Source organism: Bisbaumannia salifodinae (assembly GCF_055388505.1).
The window spans coordinates 1,792,995-1,817,256 of record NZ_AP043781.1 but is presented as its reverse complement, the minus strand read 5'-3'; the positions used below and the strand labels follow the sequence as shown (position 1 = coordinate 1,817,256).

Annotated in this window: 19 protein-coding genes; 4 read left to right on the top strand and 15 right to left on the bottom strand. The window is 65.4% G+C overall.

All coding sequences use genetic code 11. The features are described 5' to 3' along the window. The first annotated feature begins 4 nt into the window (after positions 1-4). Complete coding sequence (locus ACZ5EF_RS08200; RefSeq protein WP_346060593.1) at positions 5-1,450, top strand: aldehyde dehydrogenase family protein; 1,446 nt, start codon at positions 5-7, stop codon at positions 1,448-1,450. A 154-nt stretch (positions 1,451-1,604) separates the two neighbouring features. Here the strand turns inward: ACZ5EF_RS08200 and ACZ5EF_RS08195 are convergent, their stop codons facing one another. After that, positions 1,605-1,988, bottom strand: coding sequence for a histone-like nucleoid-structuring protein, MvaT/MvaU family (locus ACZ5EF_RS08195; protein WP_346060594.1), 384 nt, complete (start codon positions 1,986-1,988; stop codon positions 1,605-1,607). Positions 1,989-2,337: 349 nt separating this feature from the next. Here ACZ5EF_RS08195 and bioA point away from each other — a divergent pair, with 349 nt between their 5' ends. Beyond that, entirely contained in the window at positions 2,338-3,612 is a 1,275-nt protein-coding gene (gene bioA, locus ACZ5EF_RS08190; RefSeq protein ID WP_346060595.1) for an adenosylmethionine--8-amino-7-oxononanoate transaminase, read from the top strand. A 398-nt stretch (positions 3,613-4,010) separates the two neighbouring features. On the opposite strand, the gene sthA is transcribed toward bioA, so the two are convergent. From sthA to ACZ5EF_RS08140, 10 genes are all read right to left on the bottom strand, one after another. Then, positions 4,011-5,402: a Si-specific NAD(P)(+) transhydrogenase gene (gene sthA / locus ACZ5EF_RS08185; protein ID WP_346060596.1), complete on the bottom strand. Its 1,392-nt coding sequence runs from the start codon at positions 5,400-5,402 to the stop codon at positions 4,011-4,013. A gap of 185 nt (positions 5,403-5,587) precedes the next feature. Then, complete coding sequence (gene nqrM, locus ACZ5EF_RS08180; protein ID WP_346060597.1) at positions 5,588-5,845, bottom strand: (Na+)-NQR maturation NqrM; 258 nt, start codon at positions 5,843-5,845, stop codon at positions 5,588-5,590. Positions 5,846-5,861: 16 nt separating this feature from the next. Then, a complete protein-coding gene (locus tag ACZ5EF_RS08175) occupies positions 5,862-6,602 on the bottom strand; it encodes a hypothetical protein (protein WP_346060598.1) in 741 nt (246 codons plus the stop codon). Next, entirely contained in the window at positions 6,599-7,831 is a 1,233-nt protein-coding gene (nqrF, locus tag ACZ5EF_RS08170; RefSeq protein WP_346060599.1) for an NADH:ubiquinone reductase (Na(+)-transporting) subunit F, read from the bottom strand. Before nqrF ends, ACZ5EF_RS08175 begins: the two co-directional genes overlap by 4 nt. Positions 7,832-7,881: 50 nt before the next feature. Continuing rightward, the gene (gene nqrE / locus ACZ5EF_RS08165) at positions 7,882-8,499 is read right to left on the bottom strand and encodes an NADH:ubiquinone reductase (Na(+)-transporting) subunit E (RefSeq protein ID WP_346060600.1); all 618 of its coding nucleotides are present in this window, start codon (positions 8,497-8,499) and stop codon (positions 7,882-7,884) included. After that, complete coding sequence (locus tag ACZ5EF_RS08160; protein ID WP_346060601.1) at positions 8,500-9,168, bottom strand: NADH:ubiquinone reductase (Na(+)-transporting) subunit D; 669 nt, start codon at positions 9,166-9,168, stop codon at positions 8,500-8,502. It lies immediately after the preceding gene. 2 nt (positions 9,169-9,170) lie between these two features. Continuing rightward, positions 9,171-9,989 carry a Na(+)-translocating NADH-quinone reductase subunit C gene (locus ACZ5EF_RS08155; RefSeq protein ID WP_346060602.1) on the bottom strand — a complete coding sequence of 273 codons (819 nt, stop codon included), beginning with the start codon at positions 9,987-9,989 and terminating at the stop codon, positions 9,171-9,173. After that, positions 9,989-11,215 (bottom strand): NADH:ubiquinone reductase (Na(+)-transporting) subunit B, encoded by a 1,227-nt coding sequence (locus tag ACZ5EF_RS08150; protein ID WP_346060603.1) that lies wholly within the window; start codon positions 11,213-11,215, stop codon positions 9,989-9,991. The genes ACZ5EF_RS08155 and ACZ5EF_RS08150 overlap by 1 nt, the downstream gene beginning before the upstream one ends. After that, a complete protein-coding gene (locus ACZ5EF_RS08145; protein WP_346060604.1) occupies positions 11,215-12,567 on the bottom strand; it encodes a Na(+)-translocating NADH-quinone reductase subunit A in 1,353 nt (450 codons plus the stop codon). Before ACZ5EF_RS08145 ends, ACZ5EF_RS08150 begins: the two co-directional genes overlap by 1 nt. Positions 12,568-12,921: 354 nt before the next feature. After that, positions 12,922-14,385: a glyceraldehyde-3-phosphate dehydrogenase gene (locus tag ACZ5EF_RS08140; protein WP_346060605.1), complete on the bottom strand. Its 1,464-nt coding sequence runs from the start codon at positions 14,383-14,385 to the stop codon at positions 12,922-12,924. 257 nt (positions 14,386-14,642) lie between these two features. Between ACZ5EF_RS08140 and mfd the strand changes: the two genes are divergently transcribed. Next, positions 14,643-18,089 carry a transcription-repair coupling factor gene (mfd, locus tag ACZ5EF_RS08135; RefSeq protein ID WP_346060606.1) on the top strand — a complete coding sequence of 1,149 codons (3,447 nt, stop codon included), beginning with the start codon at positions 14,643-14,645 and terminating at the stop codon, positions 18,087-18,089. Positions 18,090-18,140: 51 nt separating this feature from the next. Next, positions 18,141-19,154 (top strand): L,D-transpeptidase family protein, encoded by a 1,014-nt coding sequence (locus ACZ5EF_RS08130; RefSeq protein ID WP_346060607.1) that lies wholly within the window; start codon positions 18,141-18,143, stop codon positions 19,152-19,154. Positions 19,155-19,223: 69 nt separating this feature from the next. On the opposite strand, the gene ACZ5EF_RS08125 is transcribed toward ACZ5EF_RS08130, so the two are convergent. From ACZ5EF_RS08125 to ACZ5EF_RS08110, 4 genes are read right to left on the bottom strand one after another with little or no spacing between them, the layout of a single operon-like run. Further along, entirely contained in the window at positions 19,224-21,491 is a 2,268-nt protein-coding gene (locus ACZ5EF_RS08125) for an EAL domain-containing protein (protein ID WP_346060608.1), read from the bottom strand. Between the two features lie 23 nt (positions 21,492-21,514). Further along, entirely contained in the window at positions 21,515-21,949 is a 435-nt protein-coding gene (locus tag ACZ5EF_RS08120) for a TadE/TadG family type IV pilus assembly protein (RefSeq protein WP_346060609.1), read from the bottom strand. Next, positions 21,946-23,931: a pilus assembly protein TadG-related protein gene (locus ACZ5EF_RS08115; protein WP_346060610.1), complete on the bottom strand. Its 1,986-nt coding sequence runs from the start codon at positions 23,929-23,931 to the stop codon at positions 21,946-21,948. Before ACZ5EF_RS08115 ends, ACZ5EF_RS08120 begins: the two co-directional genes overlap by 4 nt. A gap of 6 nt (positions 23,932-23,937) precedes the next feature. Beyond that, the gene (locus tag ACZ5EF_RS08110) at positions 23,938-24,258 is read right to left on the bottom strand and encodes a DUF3613 domain-containing protein (protein WP_346060611.1); all 321 of its coding nucleotides are present in this window, start codon (positions 24,256-24,258) and stop codon (positions 23,938-23,940) included. Positions 24,259-24,262 lie beyond the last annotated feature (4 nt).

Here is a 24,262-nt window from a genome sequence, read left to right as displayed (position 1 = left end):
TTCCATGCAAACACTGACGCAGCAATTTATCGATAACCGCTGGGTGGCCTCCCGGGGCGAGCGGCGGCTGCCGGTGGTCAATCCCACCACGGAAGCGGTGATCGCCGAGGTCACCGCCGGCCACCCCGAAGACGTGGACGCCGCCGTGGCCGCGGCACGTCGCGCCCTGCCCGCCTGGCAGGCGCTCTCGGGCAGCGAGCGGGCCGTCTATCTGGAGGGCTTCGCCGAGGCCCTGAGCCGGCGCCGGGAGGCGCTGATGCGCCTCTCCAGCACCAATAACGGCAAGGTACTGGCGGAGGCCGGCATCGACCTGGACGATGCCATCGCCTGCTACCGCTACTACGCCGGCGAGGCACGCCGCCTGGACGAGCGCCAGGGCCAGTTGGTGCCGCTGGAAATGGACGGCGTCGAGGCACGCTGCTACCAGGACCCGGTGGGCGTGGTGGGGCTGATCACCCCCTGGAACTTCCCCCTGGTGACCAGCGCCTGGAAGCTCGCCCCGGCGCTGGCCGCCGGCTGCACCGCGGTGCTCAAGCCCTCGGAGGTCACCCCGCTGCCGGAGCAGGCCCTGGCCGAGATCGCCCTCGAGGCGAAGCTGCCCGCCGGGGTGCTGAATCTGCTGCACGGCGACGGCGAGGGCATCGGCGCTCCGCTCTCCTGCCACCCCGGCGTCGACAAGCTCTCCTTTACCGGCAGCAACCGGGTCGGCGAGGCGGTGATGCGCGCCGCCGCCGGCGGCACCAAGGGGGTTTCCCTGGAACTCGGCGGCAAGTCGCCGATCCTGGTGATGGCGGACGCCGACCCCGAGCAGGCCGCCGACTGGGTAATGGCGGGCATCTACTTCAATGCCGGTCAGATCTGCTCGGCCACCTCGCGGCTGCTGGTCCACCAGGCCATCGCCGAGCCGCTCTATGCGGCCCTGGCGGCGCGCATCGATGCCCTGGTCTTGGGTGACCCCCTGGCCGAGGGCAGCGAGATGGGCCCGCTGACCAGTGCCCGCCAGCGCGACGCCGTGCTCGGGTACCTGGCCATCGCCGACCAGGAGGGCCTCACCGCCGTGCGCGACGGCCGTCGCCGTGAGGTGCCCTCCCCGGGCTTCTTCCTGGCGCCGAGCCTCTACCGGGACGTGCCGGTGGAGAGCCGGTTATGGCGGGAGGAGATCTTCGGTCCGGTGCTGTGCGGACGCAGCGTGGCCGACGAGGAGGAGGCCATCACACTCGCCAATGCCAGCGACTTCGGCCTGGCCGCCACGGTGATCAGCCGGGACAAATCGCGTGCCGCGGCCATCGCCCGTCGCCTGCACTCCGGTACCACCTGGATCAATAGCGAGCAGTTGGTATTGCCGCAGACCAGTTGGGGCGGTTTCAAGCGCAGTGGCATCGGCCGAGAACTGGGTCCCTGGGGACTCGCGGCCTATCTGGAAGTCAAACACTGCCTGATGCCGGCCTGAGGATCAGAGTGCACTTCAGGCGCAAGACGTGTCTGCCCTTGAGACCGCCTCGGCGGTCTCTTTTTTATTGGGAAAAGCATCGCCACCAAACGAGATCGCCCCGCACTCGGCGGGGCGATAGACAGACTCAGGCGTTTTGCCGAGGCCCCGTCAGTTAACCTTCGACACGCACCAGCCAAGACTCGACGGTATCGGCGCCGTGGGCCTCTTTCCAGGCCTTGAGGGTCTTGTGGTTACCGCCGCGGGTCTCGACGACTTCACCGGTGGTGGGATTCTTGTAGATCTTCAGCTTGCGCTTGCGACGCCCGCCGCCAGTGGAAGCCGCGGCCGGTGCGGCGGCGGCCTTGGCGGCCGGCTTGGGATCGAGCAGCTCGATCACTTCCTTGGCGCTCTTGTTGAACTCCTGCATCAGGGCCTCGAGCTTCTCCTTGAACTCGAGCTCGGCCTTGAGACGCGGGTCGTTCTGCAGTTTATCGAGCTGCTCCTGGAGTGCCTTGAGCTGCTGCTCCTGCTGGAGGTATTCATTAATCAGGGACATGGGCTTTCCTTATCAGATGACATTGTCGGGATGTGGCGGCCATTAATACCGCAAAGCGTGTAATTTTCCAAGCCTCTCTTTAGTTTTTATAGCATAGTCGAGGGCTAGTTGGAAAATAACTGGCAGCCGGACTAGTTGAAATAACCCACAACGGGGCTCCGGTGGTGTATGTCGGCAAGAGTGGCAAGAGCGTGTTTACCCGTATAGCGGGGTGAGCGGCTGGCACTTCAACGCCGAATATTGAAAGGAATGTTATCGCCTTGCCATGCCTGGATGGCTGTCGCGGAGTGACGCTGGCGCCCCAGGGTGTTAACCTTGTGAAAATTAAAGGTTAACAACGAGGTTGATTATGCCCGCATCGCCCCTCTGGCATCCCTATGCCCAGATGCAGACCCAGCCCGTGCCTCCGACGGTGGTCGGGGGACAGGGGGCCCACTTCACCCTGGCCGGTGGCGAGCGACTGCTGGATGCCACCTGTTCCTGGTGGTGCATGATCCATGGCTATGGTCACCCGCGACTGGTGGCCGCCATCCAGGCACAGGCCGAGACGCTCTGCCATGTGATGCTCGGCGGCCTGAGCCATGAACCGGCCCAGCGCCTGGCCGAGGCCCTGGTGCGCATCACCCCGCCGGGGCTCGACCATGTGTTCTTCTCCGACAGCGGTTCGGTGGGCATGGAAGTGGCCATGAAGATGGCGGTGCAGTATCAGGTGCTCGAGGGGCGCCCGGAGAAGCACCGCATGCTGTCGCTGATGCGCGCCTATCACGGCGATACCAGCGGCTGCATGGCGGTGTGTGACCCCGAAGAGGGCATGCATTCGCTGTTCGCCGGCTTCCTGCCCAGCCACCCCTTCGCCCCGGCCCCCACCGCCCCCTATGATGCCCCGCCGGAGGCGGTAGCCGCGGATATCCAGGCGTTGCGGGCGACCCTGGAGGCACACCATCACGAGGTGGCGGCGCTGCTGATGGAGCCGCTGCTGCAGGCCGCCGGCGGCCTGAACATGACCTCGCCGCACTATCTGAGGGCCGCCCGGGAGCTCTGCGACGAGTTCGATGTGCTGCTGGTCTTCGATGAGGTGGCCACCGGCTTCGGGCGCACCGGACGGATGTTCGCCGCCGACCACGCCGGGGTGACTCCGGACATCATGGTGCTCTCCAAGGGGCTGACCGGCGGCTACCTGGGTCATGCGGCGACCCTGGCCACCGGCCGCGTCTATGACGCCTTCCTCAGTGACGATCCGAATCATGCCTTTATGCATGGCCCCACCTTTATGGGTAACCCCCTGGCCTGCCGGGTGGCGCTGGAGAGCCTGGCGGTCTTCGAGGAGGAAGACTACCTGGGCAAGATCGCCGGACTCAATGCCATCCTGCGCGCGGAGCTGCTCGAGGATGCCGCCCTGAACGCCCATCCGGCGGTAAACGAGGCGCGGGTGCTGGGGGCCACGGCGGTGATCGAAGTGAAGGAGGCGGCGAGCCTCGACGGCGCCCAGGCCTTCGCCCGGGAGCGCGGCGTCTGGCTGCGCCCCTTCGGCCGCTGGCTCTATACCATGCCGGCCTATATCACCACGCCCGAGGAGATGCGCCGCATCACCGGCGCCATGAAGGCCTGGTTTTTGGAGCGGTGATATAAATATTGTGGGAGTTCGGCGGTCCGGCGTACCGGTTCCCCGAACGATTGGGCGACAAAGTCACCCCTGGGAGAAGCCAGGATCGCCCTTCGGGCGATATCGCGCGGAATCCGCGCTCCCACGGCAGGCCTGGTGGCCACTGGGGTTGTGGGAGTCTGGCTCCGCCGGACGATTGGCGCCGCCAGGCGCCCTTGGGTGCCGACCCAGATCGCCCTTCGGGCGATATCGCGCGGAATCCGCACTCCCACGGCAGGCCTGGTGGCCACTGGGGTTGTGGGAGTCTGGCTCCGCCGGACGATTGGCGCCGCCAGGCTCCCCTGGGTGCCGACCCAGATCGCCCTTCGGGCGATATCGCGCGGAATCCGCACTCCCACAAAAAGTTGGCCTCGATGCGCTTAAAAGAGCCGGTTCAGGCCATTCATGGCCGCCACCCGATAGGCCTCGGCCATGGTCGGGTAGTTGAAGGTGGTGCTGACGAAATACTTGAGGCTATTGGCCTCGCCCTTCTGCTGCATGATCGCCTGGCCGATATGCACGATCTCCGAGGCCTGGTCACCGAAGCAGTGGATGCCGAGGATCTCCAGCGTCTCGCGGTGGAAGAGGATCTTCAGCATGCCCACGGTATCGCCGGTGATCTGGGCCCGGGCGGTGTCCTTGAAGAAGGCCTGGGCCACCTCGTAGGGCACCTTGGCCTGGGTCAGCTCCCGCTCGGTCCGGCCCACCGAGCTGATCTCGGGAATGGTGTAGATCCCGGTGGGTACGTCCTCCACCATCCGGAAAGGCTGCTCCAGCAAGTCGTCGCTGGCGTTCTTGCCCTGGTCGTAGGCGGCGCTGGCCAGGCTCGGCCAGCCGATCACGTCGCCCACCGCATAGATGTTCGGAATGGCGGTGCGGTAGTGCTCGTCCACCGCCAGCTGACCACGACCGTTGGCTTCCAGGCCGATGCTCTCCAGGCCCAGCTCGTCGGTATTCCCGGTGCGGCCGTTGGCCCACAGGAAGGCGTCGGCACGCAGCTTCTTGCCGGACTGCAGCTCCACGGTGACCCCGGATTCATCGCCCTCCACCTTGGCGTAATCCTCGTTATGACGCACCAGGACGCCATGATGACGCAGGTGATAGGAGAGCGCGTCGGAGATCTCGTCATCCAGGAAGGACAACAGGCGGTCGCGGGAGTCGATCAGGTCCACCTTGACGCCCAGGCCGGAGAAGATGGAGGCGTATTCGCTACCGATCACCCCGGCGCCGAAGATGATCAGGGTCCGTGGCGTATGATTGAGCCCCAAGACGGTATCGGAGCAGTAGATCCGCGGGTGGCGGAAATCGATATCCGCCGGCCGGTAGGGGCGCGAGCCGGTGGCGATCACGACCTTCTGGGCATGCAGCTCTTCGACACCTTCGTGATCATCACGCACCATCAGGGTGTGCTCGTCCTTGAAGCGCGCCACCCCGAAGTAGAGGTCGACCCGGTTGCGGGCATAGAAGTTGGTGCGCATCGCCACCTGCTGGTCGATGGTGCGCTGGGAGCGGGCCAAGACCTTGGGGAAGGAGAACCAGCGCGGCTCGCCGATATCGCGGAACATGCGATTGGTGTTGAACGCCATGATCTGCCGGACCTGATGGCGCAGCGCCTTGGAGGGGATGGTGCCCTGGTGGGTGCAGTTGCCCCCCACCGAAGACTGCTTCTCCACCACCGCCACCCGCTTGCCATGCTTGGCGGCATTGATGGCGGCGCTCTCCCCCGCCGGCCCGGTGCCGATTACCACCACGTCGTAGTTATGGACTGCCATGGATCGTTGATTCTCCTAATTCCCTGATCTCTTTGTTAGCGACAAGCTGCAAGCTGCAAGCTGCAAGCTGCAAGCTGCAAGCTGCAAGCTGCAAGCTGCAAGCTGCAAGGCAAGATGATTCCCCTACGCTACGGGCGACAAGGGGCTTCCTTGTACCTTCCTCCTTACCGCCCGGGCGAAGGGCGTTATCGCTTGGTGGCGTCATAGCCCAGGTCGGCGCCGCGGCTTTCGTCGCTACGACGGCGGGCACCGGCCTGGCGCTTGCGGTTCTCTTCCTCGCACACCTCGTCCTTGCCGCCGCAGATATCGCAGCCCTGCTTCAGGCCCAACTGATTCAGCCCGCCGCAGGAGCCGGCGATGGGCTTGCGGCCGAGGATCACGCCGATGGCCATGGCGGCCACCAGCAGCAGCATAAAACCGAATACCAATACCCAGATCATCATAAGGGTGTGCCTCCTATCAATAGGCTCCGGAAGCGGGGTCTGCCCCCTCTTCCTGTGCACCAAGGCGCGTGGCCATAGCGCCACTCATCCGCTCATCGGTCCCCGCTGGAGTTGTGACAACCCAAAGCGCGGGATGGCTCCAGGAGACGGCGTGCTCGGGAAACGTCTCGGCTTGCCAGCGCCAGGCCAAGGACAGGGCCTCCAGGGCGCTATCGGCCACCACGCTGAGTCGCTGGCGTCGCTCGGCGTCGCGCCAGACCAGGCTGGCCAGGGCCTCATCATCGAGTTCGAGTCGACGATCCTCTCCCGGCAGGGCCACCCACCAGGCCCCCTGGCCACGGCGAATGCCCCCCACTTCCACCAGGAACTCATCGAGCCCTTCTCCCTGGAGGCGTTGATGGAGGCGATCCACCAGCCAGGCATGCCCCAGGACGTCCGGCCAGGGTGACGGAGGCGACATGCCGGGCAACACCCCCGGGCGCCGCCAAGATGCCATGGCCTGGCCGAAGGCCGTCCAGCGGGCCGCCTGCTGGACCAATTCACTCTCGATGGCGACCTCCAGCCGCGGCACATCGAGATCGCCATGGAGAGTGAGATGGTAACCGGTGTCGAGTACCACGCCTTGCAGGCGATGGTCCTGGGGGGCTCGACCACAGGCCGAAAAAAGCAAAGCCGTCGCCAGGATCCCCCCGAACAGCAACAGGGCCGGCCCACGCCGGACCAGCCCTGTCTTACGCCGGGCAGAGCCCTCGATCATCCGCCGAAGTCGTCGAGCAGGATGTTCTCGGGTTCGACGCCCAGGTCCAGCAGCATCTTGATCACCGAGGCATTCATCATGGGCGGACCACACATGTAGTACTCGCAATCCTCGGGGGCCGGATGGTCCTTGAGGTAGTTCTCGTAGAGGACGTTATGGATAAAGCCGGTGGGGCCTTCCCAGTTGTCCTCGGGGAGCGGGTCCGACAGCGCCAGGTGCCAGTCGAAGTTATCGAACTCCTCGGCCAGCTGATCGTACTCGTCGTTGTAGAAGGTCTCGCGCCAGGAGCGGGCACCGTACCAGAACGAGATCTTGCGCTTGGACTTGAGGCGCTTGAGCTGGTCGAAGATATGGCTGCGCATCGGCGCCATGCCGGCACCCCCGCCGACGAAGACCATCTCGGCGTCGGTGTCCTTGGCGAAGAACTCACCGAAGGGCCCCATCACGGTCACCTTGTCCCCCGGCTTCATATTGAAGACATAGGTGGACATGATCCCCGGCGGATGGCTGGTGCCGGGAGGCGGCGTGGCGATACGGATATTGAACTTGAGGATGCCCTTCTCTTCCGGGTAGTTCGCCATGGAGTAGGCGCGGATGGTTTCCTCGGTGTTCTTGTGGGAGATCTTGAACAGATCGAACTTCTCCCAATCACCGCGGTATTCCTCCTCGATATCGAAGTCGGAGAACTTGATATCGTAGGGCGGAGCCACCAGCTGCACATAACCACCGGCGCGGAAGTCGACGTTCTCGCCTTCGGGGAGCTTGAGGTTGAGCTCCTTGATAAAGGTGGCCACGTTGGGGTTGGCGATGACCTCGCACTCCCACTTCTTGACCCCGAAGACCTCTTCCGGCACCTCGATCTTCATGTCCTGCTTCACCGGCACCTGGCAGGAGAGGCGCCACCCCTCCTTCTTCTCGCGCATGGTGAAGTGGGACTCTTCGGTGGGCAGGATGGCGCCACCGCCGTCTTCCACACGGCACTTGCACTGGGCGCAGGAGCCACCGCCGCCGCAGGCGGAGGAGAGGAAGATGCCGTTGGCGGCCAGGGTGTTGAGCAGCTTGCCACCGGCCTGGGTGGTCAGGGTGTGCTCGGGGTCACCGTTGACTTCGATGGTCACGTCACCGGTGCTGACGAGCTTGCTGCGGGCGGCCAGGATGATCACGGTGAGGGCGATAACGATCACCGTGAACATGATGACGCCGAGCAAGATGACGGATGTATCAACCATGTCGGGTTCCTATTGGGTTTCGTTGCCTGATCGGTGCACGACCTTCCCGGTTACAGGGAGATGCCGGAGAAGGACATAAAGCCCAGCGACATCAACCCCACGGTGATGAAGGTGATGCCCAGGCCCTGCAGGCCGCCGGGCACGTCGCTGTACTTGAGCTTCTCGCGGATCCCCGCCAGGGCGGTGATCGCCAGCGCCCAGCCCATCCCGGACCCCAGGCCATAGACCACGGACTCGCCGAAGTTGTAGTTACGCTCGACCATGAACAGCACGCCACCGAGGATGGCGCAGTTCACGGTGATCAGCGGCAGGAAGACACCGAGGGCGTTGTAGAGCGCCGGCACATACTTGTCGAGGAACATCTCGAGGATCTGCACCAGGGCGGCGATCACGCCGATATAGCTGAGCAGGCCGAGGAACGACAGGTCGATATTCTCGGCACCGCTAATCCCGGTCCAGGTGAGCGCCCCCTCGGCCAGCAGGCCGTTGTAGATGACGTTGTTCACCGGCACGGAGATGGTCAGTACCACGATCACCGCGATACCCAGGCCGAAGGCCGCCGAGACCTTCTTGGAGACCGCCAGGAAGGTACACATGCCCAGGAAGAACGCCAGGGCCAGGTTCTCGACGAAGACCGAGGCGACGAACAAGCTAATATAGTGTTCCATTTACACGGCCTCCTTCGGTTCGGTGTTGTGCTTCATCTTGTACTCGTTCTCCTCCACCTGCTCCGGGTTGAGCGAACGCAGCGCCCAGATGATCAGGCCGATGATAAAGAACGCCGAGGGCGGCAGCAGCAGCAGGCCATTGGGCACATACCAGCCGCCGTTCTGCACGGTCTCCAGCACGGTGAAGCCGAACACGCTACCCGAGCCGAACAGCTCGCGGAAGAAGCCCACGGTCATCAGGATGAACCCGTAGCCCAGGCCGTTGCCGATGCCGTCGAGGAACGACAGGCCCGGGCTGTTCTGCATGGCGAAACCTTCCGCCCGGCCCATCACGATGCAGTTGGTGATGATCAGGCCGACGAACACCGAGAGCTGCTTGGACATCTCGTAGGCGTACGCCTTGAGGATCTGATCCACCACGATCACCAGGGAGGCGATGATGGTCATCTGCACGATGATGCGGATGGAGGACGGAATATGATGCCGGATCAGCGACACGAAGAGGTTGGAGAAGGCGGTAACGAAGATCACCGCACAGGTCATGACCAGCGAGACGCTCATGCTGGTGGTCACCGCCAACGCCGAGCAGATACCCAGTACCTGCAGGGCGATGGGGTTGTTCTTGAACACCGGCGTCGTGATGACGCCCTTCGGAGTGGTATCCGCCATGATCAGGCTCCTTCCGCTTCGGGTTCGACGTCGGCGTGTTCGGCGTCGGCCTGGTCCACGCCGCTACGGAACTTGGCCAGGTAGTTGCCGAAGCCTTCCGGGCTCAGCCAGAACTGCAGCATATTGGTGACGCCGTTGCTGGTCAGGGTGGCACCGGAGAGCGCATCGATCTCGTTCTCGCCGCTGGCCCCGCCCTTGGTCAGGTGGATGGCCGGTTCCAGGCTATCGCCGTCGGCGAAGACCTGCTTGCCTTCCCACTGGGCCTGCCAGCGCGGGTTGTTCACCTCGGCACCCAGCCCGGGGGTCTCGGCATGCTCGTAGTAGGTGATACCGACGATGGTGTTGCCGTCGCCCTCCACGGAGAGGAAGCCACGCATCAGGCCCCACAGCCCCTGGCCGCGAATCGGCAGGATGATCTGCTCAGGCTGGTCGGGGTCGCCCACCAGGTAGACGGTGGCGAAGTTCTCGACCCGAGTCAGGCCGGCCGGATCGCGCTCGCCGGAGAGCGTGCGTGACGCCGCCGGGTCGCGACGCGCCTCGAAGCCGTCATAGGTCGCCGGATCATGCTCGGGCGAGTACTCGCCGGTACGCAGGTCGACGACCCGAGCGGTGACCTCACCGAAGGCCGCCTCCACATCCATGCCGGGCTCGTAGAGATTGGCCACGTTGAGGATATTGGTCTTGCGATCCAGCTCCTGATTGAGCTGTTGCTGGGGACGCAGGGCCACCGCCGCGGTGGAGACGATCACCGAGCAGACGATACACAGGGCGAAGGCCACGCCCAGGATCTTCTTGATGCTGTTATTGCTGGTTGCCGCCATCAGGCACTCTCCTCGGCCACGGCGCCGGTACGCTTGAGACGACGCTTGATATTGGCCTGGACAAAGAAATGGTCGATCAGCGGGGCGAACAGGTTGGCGAACAGGATCGCCAGCATGATGCCCTCGGGGAAGGCCGGGTTCACCACGCGAATCAGCACGGTCATAATGCCGATCAGCACGCCGAACAGCAGGCGCCCCTGGTTGGTCATGGAAGCGGACACCGGGTCGGTGGCCATGAACACCATGCCGAAGGCGAAGCCGCCCACCACCAGATGCCAGTACCAGGGCATGGCGAACATCGGGTTGCTGTCGGAGCCGATCAGATTGAACAGCGCGCTGGTCGCCGCCATGCCGAGGAAGCAACCCAGCATGATGCGCCAGGAGGCAATCTTGGTCCACAGCAGCACCGCCGCCCCGATGAAGATCGCCAGGGTCGAGACCTCACCCACCGACCCCGGCAGGAAGCCGAGGAAGGCATCCCACCAGCTGTACTGACTGGAGAGCGACGCCATGCCCTCCTGGAAGGCGATGGACAGCGGGGTCGCCCCGGTGAAGCCATCGGCCGCCACCCACACCGCGTCCCCGGAGATCTGCGCCGGGTAGGCGAAGTAGAGGAAGGCTCGGCCGGTCAGCGCCGGATTGAGGAAGTTCTTGCCGGTACCGCCGAAGATCTCCTTGCCGATCACCACGCCGAAGGTGATGCCGAGCGCCACCTGCCACAGCGGAATGGTGGCCGGCAGGACCAGGGCGAAGAGCACGGAGGTGACGAAGAAGCCCTCGTTGACCTCGTGGCCACGCTTGATGGCGAACAGCACTTCCCAGAAGCCACCCACCACGAAGGTCACCAGGTAGATGGGCAGGAAGTAGGTGGCACCGAGCACCAGGTTGGACCACCAGTTGCCGGCATCGTGGCCGCCGGCCAGGGTCATCAGGATGGCTTCACGCCAGCCGCCCATGGAGGCGAAGCCGTCGGCGATGGCCAGGTTGGCCTGCCAGCCCGCCGCCCACATGCCGAAGAACATGGCCGGGAAGGTGCACAGCCACACCGTGATCATGATGCGCTTGAGGTCGATGCCGTCACGCACATGGGCGGTGGTCTTGGCCACGCTGGGCGGGGAGTAGAAGATGGTGTCCACCGCCTCGAAGAGGGGGTAGTACTTCTCGTACTTGCCGCCCTTGTGGAAGTGCGGCTCGAGGTTGTCGAGTGTCTGTCGGATACCCATCATCAAGCCTCTTTCTCGATCGTGGTGAGGTTATCGCGCAGGATGGGACCGTATTCGTACTTGCCGGGGCACACGTAGGTGCACAGGGCGAGGTCCTCTTCATCGAGCTCCAGACAACCCAGCTGCATGCCGACCTCGATATCGCCGACGATCAACGTGCGCAGCAGCTGCGTGGGCAGGATATCCAGCGGCATCACCTGCTCGTAGGCACCCACCGGCACCATGGCCCGCTCGGAACCGTTGGTGGAGGTGGTCGGCGCATAGTCCCTGAGCCCCAGGAACTTGGACAGATAGATGCCCATCACCGAGTGGCGATTGGCCCCCGGCGACATCCAGCCCATGAAGACGCGCTGATTGCCCTCCTCGAGGAGGCTGACCTGGTTGTGGAAGCGGCCCAGGTAGCGCAGGCTGCCCTCGGCGGTGAAGCCGGAGAACACCGAGCCGGAGATCACGCGGCTGCCTTGCGGATCGACCACCTCACCGGCCAGCAGTTCCTCGGTGCTGGCCCCGAGCCGGGTACGCAGCAGTCGAGGCTGCTCGGCGCGCGGGCCACCCACGGCGATCACCCGAGCGGTGTCGAGCCGGCCTTCCACGAGCAGCTTGCCGAAGGCGATGACGTCCTGGTAACCGATATGCCAGACCCGCTTGTGCAGGCCGACCGGCGACAGGTAGTGGATATGGGTGCCGACCAGACCGGCGGGATGGGGGCCGCGGAAGGTCTCCACCTGGACGCCGTCGACATCGCCGCCGGGCACCTTGGCGTCGGGGGCGGTGCACAGATAGACCTTGCCTTCGGTCAGCCGCTTCAGCACCTTGAGGCCCTGTTCGAAGGCTTCCGGCTGCTCGTTGATGATCAGCGCCGGATCCCCGCTCAGCGGATGGGTATCGATGGCGGTGACGAAGATATCGGCCGGTGCGGCATCCAGTGCCGGGGTCCGCGAGAAGGGACGGGTGCGCAGCGCCGTCCACAGGCCGGCGGCATTGAGCTGCTCGACCACGGTGTCACGATCCAGGCGTTCCAGGGCGTCGGCCCCATGCGCGGTGAAGGCTTCCGCCTCTTCGCCGCCCTCATCGACCTTGATCACCACCGAGAGCAGCCTGCGCTTCTCGCCGCGGTTGATGGCGACCACCTCGCCGGCCGCCGGCGCGGTGAAGCGAATGCCCTCGATTTTCTTGTCGGTGAAGAGCAGCTGGCCCAGCTTGACTCTGTCCCCCTCCCGGACCTCCATGGTTGGCTTCATGCCAACGTAGTCGGTGCCCAGGACTGCCACGTGACGGACCGGCCGCGCATCCTCGATGCGCTGCTCGGGCGCTCCCGTGATGGGGAGATCCAGGCCTAGTTTGACTTCGATCATAGTCTCGCCCAGTTTCGGATCTGATTTTGCAGGAAAGGGGTTCGGCAGACGTGCGCGACACGGGATAGCCTGGCATTGCGCCCTACCCGGTCTCAGCCACGGCCTACGAATTCTTTTCTTATCAGAAGGTTAGTAGTTCGGCCCGAACATGGCAGGCCGTCCCAAAAACGCGAGCATTATAAAGAGATATGCGTCGAAAGGCCACATGCCCTAAGTCGCAAATAGGCGCCATCGGGTCGGCCCCGATGGGCGGGAGAGGCGAGGAAAGCGACCGCCCCGGAGGGGGGGCGGTCGGCGACTACGACCTTAGTCGCAGCCCTGGGGAGTCACGATGTCCTTTAGTCACGGCGCCCTTTAGTCACGGTCTTTGGGGAAGGCCAGGAAGCTGACGTTGGACATATGCTGAAGGATACGCACCACTTGGCAGCTGTAACCGAACTCGTTGTCGTACCAGGCGTAGACCACGGCGTTATTGCCATCGACGATGGTGGCCTTGGCGTCGACGATACCGGCGTGACGGTTGCCGACGAAGTCGGAGGAAACCACCTCGGCGGAATCCACGTAGTCGATCTGCTTCTGCATCGGCGAATGCAGGGCCATGCGACGCAGGTAGTCGTTGAGGGCCTCGGCGTCGGTGGCCTGATGCAGGCGCAGGTTGAGAATCGCCATGGAGACATTGGGGGTCGGCACGCGGATGGCGTTGCCGGTCAGCTTGCCGGCCAGCTCCGGCAGGGCCTTGGCCACCGCCTTGGCGGCGCCGGTCTCGGTCAGCACCATGTTGAGCGGCGCGCTGCGGCCACGACGATCGCCCTTGTGGTAGTTGTCGATCAGGTTCTGATCGTTGGTGTAGGCGTGCACGGTCTCCACGTGGCCGTGCTCGACGCCGTAGTGGTCGTTGAGGGCCTTGAGCACCGGCACGATGGCGTTGGTGGTGCAGGAGGCAGCGGAAACGATGCGGTCATCGGAGGTGATATCACCGTGGTTGACGCCATAGACCACGTTCTTGATATCGCCCTTGCCCGGAGCGGTCAGCAGCGCCTTGGCGGCGCCCTTGCAGGCCAGGTGCTGGCTCAGGCCGTCCTCGTCGCGCCAGATGCCGGTGTTGTCGACCACGATGGCGTTGTCGATGCCATAGGCGGTGTAATCGATCTCGCTGGGCGAGTCGGCGTAGATCACCTTGATGACATTGCCGTTGGCGGTAATGGTGCGCGCCTCCTCATCGACACTGAGGGTGCCGGAGAAAGGCCCGTGCACGGAATCACGACGCAGCAGGCTGGCGCGCTTCTCCAGGTCCTTGGCGATATCGCCACGGCCCCGCACGACGATGGCACGCAGGCGCAGCATATTGCCGCCGCCGGCCTTCTCGATCAGGATCCGTGCCAGCAGGCGGCCGATCCGCCCGAAGCCGTAGAGCACCACGTCCTTGGGCTCGCCGGTGCTGCCGTTACCGCCATGCCCATCGACGATCTCGGCGAGCTCACGCTTGAGGAAGGCCACCACGTCGGTCTCGCCGGAATGCTTGAAGGCCACCGCCAGCTTGCCGATATCGACGTGGGCCGGGCCCAGGTTGAGGTCGACCATGGCCTTGACCAGCGGGTAGGTATCCTGGACGCTGAGCTCGGTGCCCTCGACCTTCTTGACGAAGCGATGATCCTTGAGGATGCGGATCACGCTCTGGTTGATCAGCGAGCGCCCGAACAGCGAGGAGACGATGTTGTACTGGCGATAGAGCTTGCCCAGCAGGGGAATCATTTCCTCGGCAAGGGCTTCGTTGCTCTGCCATTCCTCAAAGACGGTGTCGAGCTTTTGCTGAGTCACGGGGGCCTCTCTTGGTTACGGCTTGGGGTCGTCGGCGGCGTTTCTGAAATCAGGAGCGCTGCGAACCTGGCACGAACTCGCGTGCATAAACATTTGTTATTATCCCGGGCCAACGGCAATGCAGCAATTGCTGGATGGTCGCACCCGTTGTAGGGCAATTACAGAAAGTGCCCCTTGACTACAAGCGTGATTTCGGCGTGCCACCGTCTTTCCTGGCTGTCGACCCCATCTCAACCGGACCGGACACGACACGACCCATGCCCCACTTCTCGCCCCTCGATCCGCCCCAGCCCAGCGGGGCCCGCGACACCCTCTACTGGCAGGCCCCCCAGGGCAGTGCCCAGGCCCTGGGCCTGGCACGGCTGGCCGATAGCGCGCCGCTGCTGGTGATCACCGCCGATACCGCCGCGGCCCAGCGCCTGGAGGAGGAGCTCGACTTCTTCGCCGAGGTGCCGGTGATGCCCTTCCCGGACTGGGAGATCCTGCCCTACGATGCCTTCTCGCCTCACCAGGACATCGTCTCGGCGCGGCTGCGCACCCTGCGCCGGCTACAGCAGGTCGACCGGGGCATCGTGGTGGTGCCGATCAACACCCTGATGCAGCGCCTGCCTCCCACCGACTATGTGGCCGGGCGGGTGCTGAGCCTCGAGGTGGGGCAGCGCCTCGACCGGGAGAGCTTCCGGGAGACCCTCTCCCGGGCCGGCTACCGAGCGGTGGAGACCGTTTTTGAGCCGGGCGAATACGCCCTGCGCGGCGCCCTGATCGATCTCTTCCCCATGGGCAGCGAGGCGCCGCTGCGCATCGACCTCTTCGACGACGAGATCGACAGCCTGCGTCACTTCGACCCGGACACCCAGCGCAGCCAGGACAAGATCGACGCCGTGGAACTGCTGCCCGCCCACGAGTACTCCCTGTCGCGCGGCGCCATCGCCTGCTTCCGGGAGGGCTTCGAGACCCTGTTCGACGTGGACCCGCGCCAGTGCCCGCTCTATGTGGACGCCCTCAAGGGCATCCCCTCCCCCGGCCTGGAGCAGTACCTGCCGCTGTTCTTCGAGGCGACGGCGAGCCTCTTCGATCACCTGGCCGAAGGCACCCGCGTCGCCCTGCTGCCCCAGGTGTTCGAGGCCGCCGAGCACCACTGGGCGGCCATCGAGAGCCGCTTCGAGAACCTCGGCGTCGACCCCAGCCGCCCCCTGCTGCCGCCGCATCGGGCCTTTATCCCGGTGGCGGAGCTGTTCGCCGCCATCAAGGCGCGCCCCCGGGTCGCCCTGGTGGAGGACGCGGACCACCCCCACGCCCGGATCTCCCATACCCAGGCGCCACCGGTGGTGGCCATCGACAACCGTGCCCAGCATCCCCTGGCCGCCCTGGAACGCTTCCTCGATGACCAGGCGACCACCCGGGTACTGCTGGTGGCGGAGTCCCGGGGACGCCGCGAGGCCCTGGAGGAGCTGCTCGCCCCGCTGCACCTGGAACTGCCCCACCTGACGGGTTGGCGGGCCTTCCTCGAGGCCGACGGCCGCCTGGCGATCACCGAGGGGGGGCTGGCCAGTGGCCTCTGGCTCGACGAGGGCATCGCGGTGCTCACCGAGACCGAGCTGTTCGGCGAGGTGGTACGCCAGAGCCGGCGCCGCGAGAAGGCCACCGACGACAACGAGCTGGCGGTACGCCACCTGGCGGAACTCAAGCCCGGCGCCCCGGTAGTGCACCAGACCCATGGCGTGGGGCGTTACCTGGGCCTGGAGACCCTGGAAGCCGGCGGCCAGGCCGCCGAGTTCCTGGCCCTGGAATATGCCGACGGCGCCAGGCTCTATGTGCCGGTGGATAGCCTGCACCTGATCGCCCGCTACGCCGGCGCCAGCGACGAGGGGGCCCCGCTGCACCGGCTGGGCTCCGAGCAGTGGGAGAAGGCGCGGCGCAAGGCCGCCGAGAAGATCCGCGACACCGCCGCCGAGCTGCTCGATGTCTACGCCCGCCGCGAGGCCCGGGAGGGCTTCGCCTGCGACTTACCCGCCGAGGAGTATGCCCGTTTCGCCGCCAGCTTCCCCTTCGAGGAGACCCCCGACCAGCGCGAGGCGATTCGCGCGGTGATCGGCGACATGACCTCGCCCCGGCCCATGGATCGGGTGGTGTGCGGCGACGTCGGCTTCGGCAAGACCGAGGTGGCCATGCGCGCCGCCTTCCTGGCGGTGCATTCGGGGCGCCAGGTGGTGGTGCTGGTGCCCACCACCCTGCTGGCCCAGCAGCACTTCGAGAATTTCCGCGACCGCTTCGCCGATACCGCGGTCCAGGTGGAACTGATCTCGCGTTTCACCGGCGGCAAGGGCCAGGCCGAGGCCCTGGAGCGCATCCAGGAGGGGCGCGCCGATATCGTTATCGGCACCCACAAGCTGCTCTCCAAGTCGATGAAACTGCCCAAGATGGGCCTGCTGGTCATCGACGAGGAGCACCGTTTCGGGGTCGCCCAGAAGGAGCGCCTCAAGAGCCTGCGCGCCGAGGTGGATATCCTCACCCTGACCGCCACGCCGATCCCGCGGACCCTGAACATGGCCATGAGCGGGATCCGCGACCTCTCCATCATCGCCACCCCACCGGCGCGACGGCTATCGGTGAAGACCTTCGTTCAGCAACGCAACGAGCCGGTGATCAAGGAGGCGCTGCTGCGGGAGATCCTGCGCGGCGGTCAGGTCTACTTCCTGCACAACGAGGTCAAGACCATCGAGGCCGCCGCCGAGAAGGTCCGCGAGCTGGTCCCGGAGGCGCGGGTGGCGGTGGCCCATGGCCAGTTGCCGGAGCGCTCCCTGGAGCGGGTGATGTCCGACTTCTATCACAAGCGCTTCAATGTGCTGGTCTGCTCCACCATCATCGAGACCGGCATCGACGTGCCCACCGCCAACACCATCGTTATCGAGCGCGCCGACAAGTTCGGCCTGGCCCAGTTGCACCAGTTGCGCGGCCGGGTCGGCCGCAGCCACCACCAGGCCTACGCCTACCTGTTGACGCCGCCCCCCAAGGCCATGACCCGCGACGCCCTCAAGCGCCTGGAGGCGATCGGCGCCGCCGAGGACCTGGGCGCCGGCTTCACCCTGGCCAGCCACGACATGGAGATCCGCGGCGCCGGCGAACTGCTCGGCGACGAGCAGAGCGGCCAGATGGAGACCATCGGCTATAGTCTGTATATGCAGATGCTCGACCGGGCGGTGAAGGCGATCAAGGCCGGCAAGACGCCCAATATCGAGGCGCCGCTGGACGATGGCGTGGAGGTCAGCCTCAATCTACCCGCGCTGATCCCCGAGGATTACATGGCGGATGTACAGCAGCGGCTGATCATGTATAAACGCATTGCCAGCGCCGCCGACGAAGCCGAACTCAAGGAACTGCAGGTGGAGCTGATCGACCGTTTCGGCCTGCTGCCGGCGCCACTCAAGACGCTGTTGCGCCAGACGCGCCTGCGTCAGCGGGCCGAGCGGCTGGGCATTCGACGCCTGGAGGCGGGCGCCGCCCGTGGCCGAGTGATCTTCGCCGCGGAGACCCGGGTCGACCCCATGACCCTGGTGGGGCTGATTCAGAGCGATCCCCGCCACTACCGCCTGGAGGGTGCCGACACCCTGCGCTTCGAGGCGGCCATGGAGGACGAGGCGGCACGCTTCGCCGCCGTGGAGAGCCTGCTCGATACGCTTAACCGCAAGACGCAAGCCGCATAATCCGGGGCGGCCAGGAAGGCCGCCCATGATGGCAAAGAATAGGAATTGACCATGAGACCGTTATACCGGGGCCTTGCCCCCCTCTCCCTCTCCCTCTCCCTGGCCCTGCTCGCGCCCGGCCTCGGCTGGGCCGATGAGCTGCCCCGAGGCCACCATCCGCTTCCCGAACAGGGCGATGTGATCGGCGAGGTACGCACCGTCACCGCCGAGGAAGAGGACACCCTGCTGGATATCGCCCGACGCCATAATCTCGGCTTCGACGAGATCCAGCGCGCCAATCCGGGAGTCAGCCTGTGGTATCCCGGCGAGGGCACCGAAATCGTCTTGCCGTCGCAGTTCGTGCTGCCGGATGCCCCCCGGGAAGGCATCGTGATCAACCTCTCGGAGCTGCGCCTCTACTACTACCCGGCCAATGATCCGAGTCGCGTGGAGACCTACCCCATCAGCGTGGGCCGTGACGGCTTCTCCACCCCGGTGGGCGTGACCCGCACCACCGTCAAGGTCAAGGACCCGGCCTGGGCGCCGCCCCAGTCGATGCGCGAGGAGGCCGCCGCCCGTGGCGAGCCGGCCCCGGCCATCGTGCCGCCGGGCCCCGACAACCCCCTGGGCCGCCATGCCATCCTGCTGGGCCTGCCCAGCTACCTGATCCATGGCACTAACCAGCCCGACGGCGTCGGCATGCGGGTCAGCCGGGGCTGCATCCGCATGTTCCCGGAGGATATCGAGAGCCTCTACGAGCGCGTGCCCAACGGCACCCGGGTCAATATCGTCGATCAGCCCTTCAAGGCGGGCTGGGATGGCGACACCCTGATGGTGCAGGCCTATCCGGCCCTGGAGGAGAACGAGGCGAGCTTCGAGCCGGTACTCAATGCCCTGGAAGTGCTGAGCCGCGCCTTCGGCGACGAAGAGCCGCCCATCGACTATGCCCAGCTTCGCCAGGCGGTGGAGCAGCCCAGCGGCCAGCCGGTGGCGGTGCTGCGTGAGGCCGAGGAAACGCCCTCGCCCCCCGAGGCGGAACCCGGCCCCGAGAGTATCTATGAGGTGGTCGAGGTGGCCCTCCACTGATTCACTCCCATAGAAACCCATAGGCCCCGCCTCGGCGGGGCCTATGGGTTTCTCACTCTCGGAGAGCGGTTACTCCCGGGTCATGGGATCGGCCTGCCGCTGCAGCAATGACGCCAGTGGCTCGGCGAGCCCCAGCAGGGGACCACTGCCCCACTGATAGCCCAGGCCGCGCACGCAGCTGAGACGATCGGCATTGTCGAGCTCGGTCACGATTACCCTCACGCCCAGCATCACCGCCGTCTCGCGGATGCCCTTGAGCAACAACACGGCCCGCTGATTACCGGGCAGGCCCCGCACCAGATCCCCGGGCAGGCGAAGTACGGTCAAGGGCAGGCGCAGCAGCGCCAGCAGTTCGGCGCCCCCCTCTCCCCCTTCGATGGAAAGGCCCACCCCGAGCTCACGGAGTCGATGCAGGTTCTGCAGGGCAACGTCGCTCGGCGGCAGCGACAGCCCGTCCACGCACAGCTCGATGCTGCCGTGGGGCACGCCCCGCTCCTCGCAGCGGGCCTCCAGCCAATCGCAGAACATCGGCGACTCCAGGTGCTGGGCACTGATCGGGAAGCTCCAGCTCAGCCCCGGCATCGGCGCTCCTTCGCCTAATTGGCGCAGGCCGGCGCTGAGCAGGTAGCGCTCGAGCCCCAGGATTTCCTGGCTCATGCGGGCCAAGGGGCGCCAGGTCCCGGGCGCGATGACTCCCCAGCGAGGATGTTGCCACTCGAGCTGAAAACTGCCACCGGCGAGTCGCCGATTGCCCAAGCGATAGCAGGGGTTGACCCGGATCAGGAACTGCTCCGCGGGATGCCGGACTCCTCGGCCGAGCTCATCCAGCAGGGCCGCCTGCTGGCTGGCCGCCTCCAGCTCGCCGGGACGGAACCAGCGGGGGCGTCGCTCACCATCACTCAATACCCGGTCCGCCGCGCTGGCCGCCGCCCGCAGCAGGTTACGCGGGCTATCCCCCTCCCCCTGGCTCTCGACCACCCCCAGTCGCGGCAGCAGCAGATGCCGCTCGCCGCCCAGCTCGATACTGTCATTGAGTCCCCGCTGCAGACGCTCCACGAAGAGCCGGGCCTGGGCCTCATCGGTGAAGAAGGCCATGATCGCGAAGGCGCCACCCTCGAGACGCGCCAGGTAGGCCTGGCCACCCACCAGCTTGCGCAGACGCCGGGCCACGGCGGGCAGCAGCCGATTCACCAGGGCAGGGTCCTGGGACTCCTCCAGTTGGGCCAGCCGATCGAAACCGACCCAGCAGAGCTGGAAGGGGTACTCCTGGTGCAGGTAGCGATTCATGCGTGCCGCCAGGGCCGGCCATTCGGGGAGCCGAGTGCGCTCATCCAGCTGCAGCAGGCGTCGACGCCGACGGCGTCGCACTTCCGCCCAACCGGCCACGAGCAACAACAGCAGCGCCAACACGCCGGCAGCCAGCGCCACGCCGACGAGCCAGCCTCCACGCCGCTGACGCTCCGCCAGGGCCTCACTCATACCGAAGGTGGCAACGCCCTGACCGGCGACCCGTTGGCGCTGGGTATAGTGAACACGGGGCACGGCGGCCGCGGGCTGCACGCCGCCCCCTTCCTCGGCCAGGGCATCCAGCAGTTGGCTGGCCGCCGCCGCCTCATCGACGATGACCCCACCGAGGCAACCGGCTTCCAGCCAGGCCGGATCCAGGCACCAGAGGTGCCAGCCCTGGCGACGCAGCACATCCGCTCGCTGCCGTGTCTCGGGGGTGGGAGACGCCACCAGGAAGCCCATATCCCGCACCACCTCGCCACTGGCGAGGCGGCGCTCGGCCCACGGCAAGGCATCACGACCCAGCCGCTCCCAGCGCAGCCGGCGCCCGGCCAGCTCGGTGCTCCCGGCAATGGACGGAGACAGCGCGGCGGCCTCACCCTCTCCCCAGAGCACCAGGGGGGCATCCTCCAGGTGGGCGACCCAGGCGAGGCTGCGTTGCAAGACCGGGCGCAGGTCCACCAGGGGTATGTCCTGCTCGACGAGCCAGTCACGATGCTCGGGATCGAAGGCCCCATAGGCCACCGCCGCCATCGCGCCCAGGGAATCGGCATGGCGCCGATAGAAGGCCACGGCGGGGTCATGCAACAGGATGACACGCAAGGCGGACATGCCGCGGGCCAGGGCCAGGGCCTGCTCCGCCGGCAGGCCCCGCCCGCCCTGGTTGCGTAGATAGGCTACCTCCACCTGACTCCCCCGCGCCTCGATCTCATCGACCAGCGCCTGCACCAGGGTGGCATCCTGACGATGGCCGGGGCTGCCCGGGGCGATCACCAGGGTCTGATGGGCGGCCAGGGCCTGACCGCCCCAGCCGAGGAGAAGTAACAGCAAACCAAGAGCCGACCGACAATACTTCATAGGCTGACCCGAGAGCGTATTATTGAACTACTCAAGTCAGGAATAGTGACCCCGAAGAAGTCCTCAATTACCGGCAGGGGAAAGGCTTCCTGATTCATCTGCAAGCAAACGACAAGTTCCCTCTCCTTATCAGGGAAAAATTCGCCCTCGTCGCAGCGAGCAATCAGCCCCTTGAACACGGCTCTCTCACTGACCAGGTCTTCGACCAGGTTGCCAATGGCCGCACCCTCCGGCAAGCCGCTATCCTGACGTTCCAGGGCAATTGCCGACCGGGCCGCCTCACCGCTAAGGCGGTTCAGGTCATTCAGCGCGACGAAGTAGATGCTATAGCTGATGATCCCATAGAGAATGATCAGGAATAGCGGAAAGATCAGTGCAAACTCGATGGCCACGGCGCCTCTTTGCTTGCGATTGTCGGCGAATCGTTTCATAGCACCAGCTCCGCGCCCTGGTTACCGGGCTGATAGTTGAGGATCTCTACGTCAGCGCCAGAAACATTGAGGCCCAGTTGCTGCAGCAAAGGCTCCAGTACCTGGGTGGCCAGGATATCGGTCAGTACTCCTTCGAGGACATCACCCACCAAACTGACCACGGGTGTGACCAGCCCCCCCAGGGGAACCCCCAATACATCGATACCGAGATCGATCTCATCCAGCGCCTGGGTAATCGCCGAGGTCAGATCGGAAGAGGTGCCGGTAAAGGTGATTCGATAATCCTCGGGCGCCTCGGCCGGCCAGGCCCCCAGGCCCGGCCGGGGCGACATTATGCTGCCCCCCCAGCTTTGTTCCAGGTCGGCGAGCCAGGTCTCGAGGTCGTCTTGCCAACTGATGGTGCTGCCACCCTGACTGATCTCCTCATCTAGCGTAGGCACGACTCCTAACAGGCTTCCAAAAGAGCTCAATAAATCATCTAACAACCCACTAGCTGCATTCACCACCCCTCCAATCAAGGGAGAGTGCTGCCCAATGCCAAGTGACGAGGTAATTCCAGAAGCCAGTCCAACTTCACCCAGGTCGGAGACCCGGGTACCGAGGATATCGATATCCAGATCCAGCTTGATATCCGTCGGCTGCTGATAGGCGGAGACCATCAGTTGGTGACTCTCTCCATCCGGCTCGACCTGATCGATGCCGGCGCGGGCACCGGCCGCCAGCACCCCCAGGCGAATGCCGACATCCGCCAGCAGGGGGACATTCACATCGGCGCCGATCCCCAGTTTGACCTGCGCCGTACGCGCCTCGGTCCGCCACTGCCCCCCGCAGGCGCCCTGGGAGCCATCGGCGCAGCCAATCGGGCCGATGGCGATACGCGGCGGCTCGATCACATCGAGCACCACATCAAGACCACCCAGCAGGCCGAGATCGACGCCCAGTTCCTCGACATCGATAAATTGGCCGTTACCCACGAAGGCCATGGCTTCGAGCAGCGACAACAGCCCTACCTGAGCATCCAGGGCGCTCTCTTCGGCGGCAGGGTCGACCAGGATAAGTTCGGCGAGCTCGACGCTATCCAGTCCCAGGTCAATAAAGAGGTTGATCGCATCGGCAAAGAGGTCGACTCCCGCCGACAACGTCGAGTCGGAGACGTTATTGTCCCGACTCAGAGTTTGTAGCTCACTGATATTGGCCAGTTGCGCCAGGTTGAGGCTGACACCATCGATAAGCCCGCTGGCCGTGCCGGCGTCGGCGGCCAGGTCGATCAGCTCGTGCAGGGACACGGAGGCATTGGCCAGCCCCTCGTACCCCACCGCCGACACATCGAGGCCTGGCAAGATGGCGCCCAATAGGCCGCTGCCATCGGCGCTCAATAACCGGGATCCCACGCTGAAGGAGGCAATATCACTGGCTGGGCGCTGGGCCGTGGCAGTCGCCTGCATTTCCACCGTCGTAGTACCCAGCACAGATTCCACCAGGCTGGCCCGAGTCGCCAGGGTCGCGGTGACCTGGAGCGCATTGCGTCCGGCGATGCCGGGCTCGTAGTTGCGCCCCTCAACATCTGCGCACTCGATCAGCGTCTGGCCATCAGGAATAGGCGTAAACTCGCGAAGGGTATAGGCACTCCCTTCCTCCCCTCGGGTCAGGCGACAAAGGCCACCCAGCCGCGGGGCTTCCATCGCCCATTCCCGCTCGTAGCCCTCCTCTTCACTGCCGACCTCGAAGCCATTGCGGCTAGCGGCTTCCTCGAGGGTGGCTTGACCGATACCCGCCAGGCTCTCCTCGGCCTCCGCCACCACCGTCAAGGCGGTCAGGTCGACGACCCGCTGGAGGTTCTGCTTCTCCAGGTAGAGGCGACCGGTATCCAGGGCCACCACGACGCAGGCGATCAGCAGAAACATGACCAGGGCGGCCATCAGGCCAATGGCCCCCCGCTGGCGGCGGGGACCCGCTTCCCTGCGGTAAAGTGTCATGGCCATGCCCCGTTACTCGCTGGTAAAGCGAGTGTCGATATAGCGTTCGGGAATCGGGTGAGAGAAGCTCTCCAGATAGCGCCGGTAGATGCGCGCCTGGACGTCCCCCGTCACATACTGCCGATGCGGCGAGGCCAGTTGCTGGCTGCGCTGCAGCGCCAGCATGCCCTGCACCGAGCGGGAGCCGGTGGTGACCCGAGGCGCCGTTTCACCGTCGCGGGTGATGGCCCCGGCCTGCGGTGAGACCGTGGTGTCCTGGGCCAGTGCCGAGCCGCCCAGGCTCATGCCAAGAACAAGCAGGCAGAAAGCGGAGATCTTGGTGAATCCGTTCATATGA

Excerpts from the sequence above, each read along its gene's own strand:
- ACZ5EF_RS08200 (WP_346060593.1), top strand. The coding sequence starts at position 5 with ATGCAAACACTGACGCAGCAATTTATCGATAACCGCTGGGTGGCCTCC.
- ACZ5EF_RS08195 (WP_346060594.1), bottom strand. The coding sequence starts at position 1,988 with ATGTCCCTGATTAATGAATACCTCCAGCAGGAGCAGCAGCTCAAGGCA.
- bioA (WP_346060595.1), top strand. The coding sequence starts at position 2,338 with ATGCCCGCATCGCCCCTCTGGCATCCCTATGCCCAGATGCAGACCCAG.
- sthA (WP_346060596.1), bottom strand. The coding sequence starts at position 5,402 with ATGGCAGTCCATAACTACGACGTGGTGGTAATCGGCACCGGGCCGGCG.
- nqrM (WP_346060597.1), bottom strand. The coding sequence starts at position 5,845 with ATGATGATCTGGGTATTGGTATTCGGTTTTATGCTGCTGCTGGTGGCC.
- ACZ5EF_RS08175 (WP_346060598.1), bottom strand. The coding sequence starts at position 6,602 with ATGATCGAGGGCTCTGCCCGGCGTAAGACAGGGCTGGTCCGGCGTGGG.
- nqrF (WP_346060599.1), bottom strand. The coding sequence starts at position 7,831 with ATGGTTGATACATCCGTCATCTTGCTCGGCGTCATCATGTTCACGGTG.
- nqrE (WP_346060600.1), bottom strand. The coding sequence starts at position 8,499 with ATGGAACACTATATTAGCTTGTTCGTCGCCTCGGTCTTCGTCGAGAAC.
- ACZ5EF_RS08160 (WP_346060601.1), bottom strand. The coding sequence starts at position 9,168 with ATGGCGGATACCACTCCGAAGGGCGTCATCACGACGCCGGTGTTCAAG.
- ACZ5EF_RS08155 (WP_346060602.1), bottom strand. The coding sequence starts at position 9,989 with ATGGCGGCAACCAGCAATAACAGCATCAAGAAGATCCTGGGCGTGGCC.
- ACZ5EF_RS08150 (WP_346060603.1), bottom strand. The coding sequence starts at position 11,215 with ATGATGGGTATCCGACAGACACTCGACAACCTCGAGCCGCACTTCCAC.
- ACZ5EF_RS08145 (WP_346060604.1), bottom strand. The coding sequence starts at position 12,567 with ATGATCGAAGTCAAACTAGGCCTGGATCTCCCCATCACGGGAGCGCCC.
- mfd (WP_346060606.1), top strand. The coding sequence starts at position 14,643 with ATGCCCCACTTCTCGCCCCTCGATCCGCCCCAGCCCAGCGGGGCCCGC.
- ACZ5EF_RS08130 (WP_346060607.1), top strand. The coding sequence starts at position 18,141 with ATGAGACCGTTATACCGGGGCCTTGCCCCCCTCTCCCTCTCCCTCTCC.
- ACZ5EF_RS08120 (WP_346060609.1), bottom strand. The coding sequence starts at position 21,949 with ATGAAACGATTCGCCGACAATCGCAAGCAAAGAGGCGCCGTGGCCATC.
- ACZ5EF_RS08115 (WP_346060610.1), bottom strand. The coding sequence starts at position 23,931 with ATGGCCATGACACTTTACCGCAGGGAAGCGGGTCCCCGCCGCCAGCGG.
- ACZ5EF_RS08110 (WP_346060611.1), bottom strand. The coding sequence starts at position 24,258 with ATGAACGGATTCACCAAGATCTCCGCTTTCTGCCTGCTTGTTCTTGGC.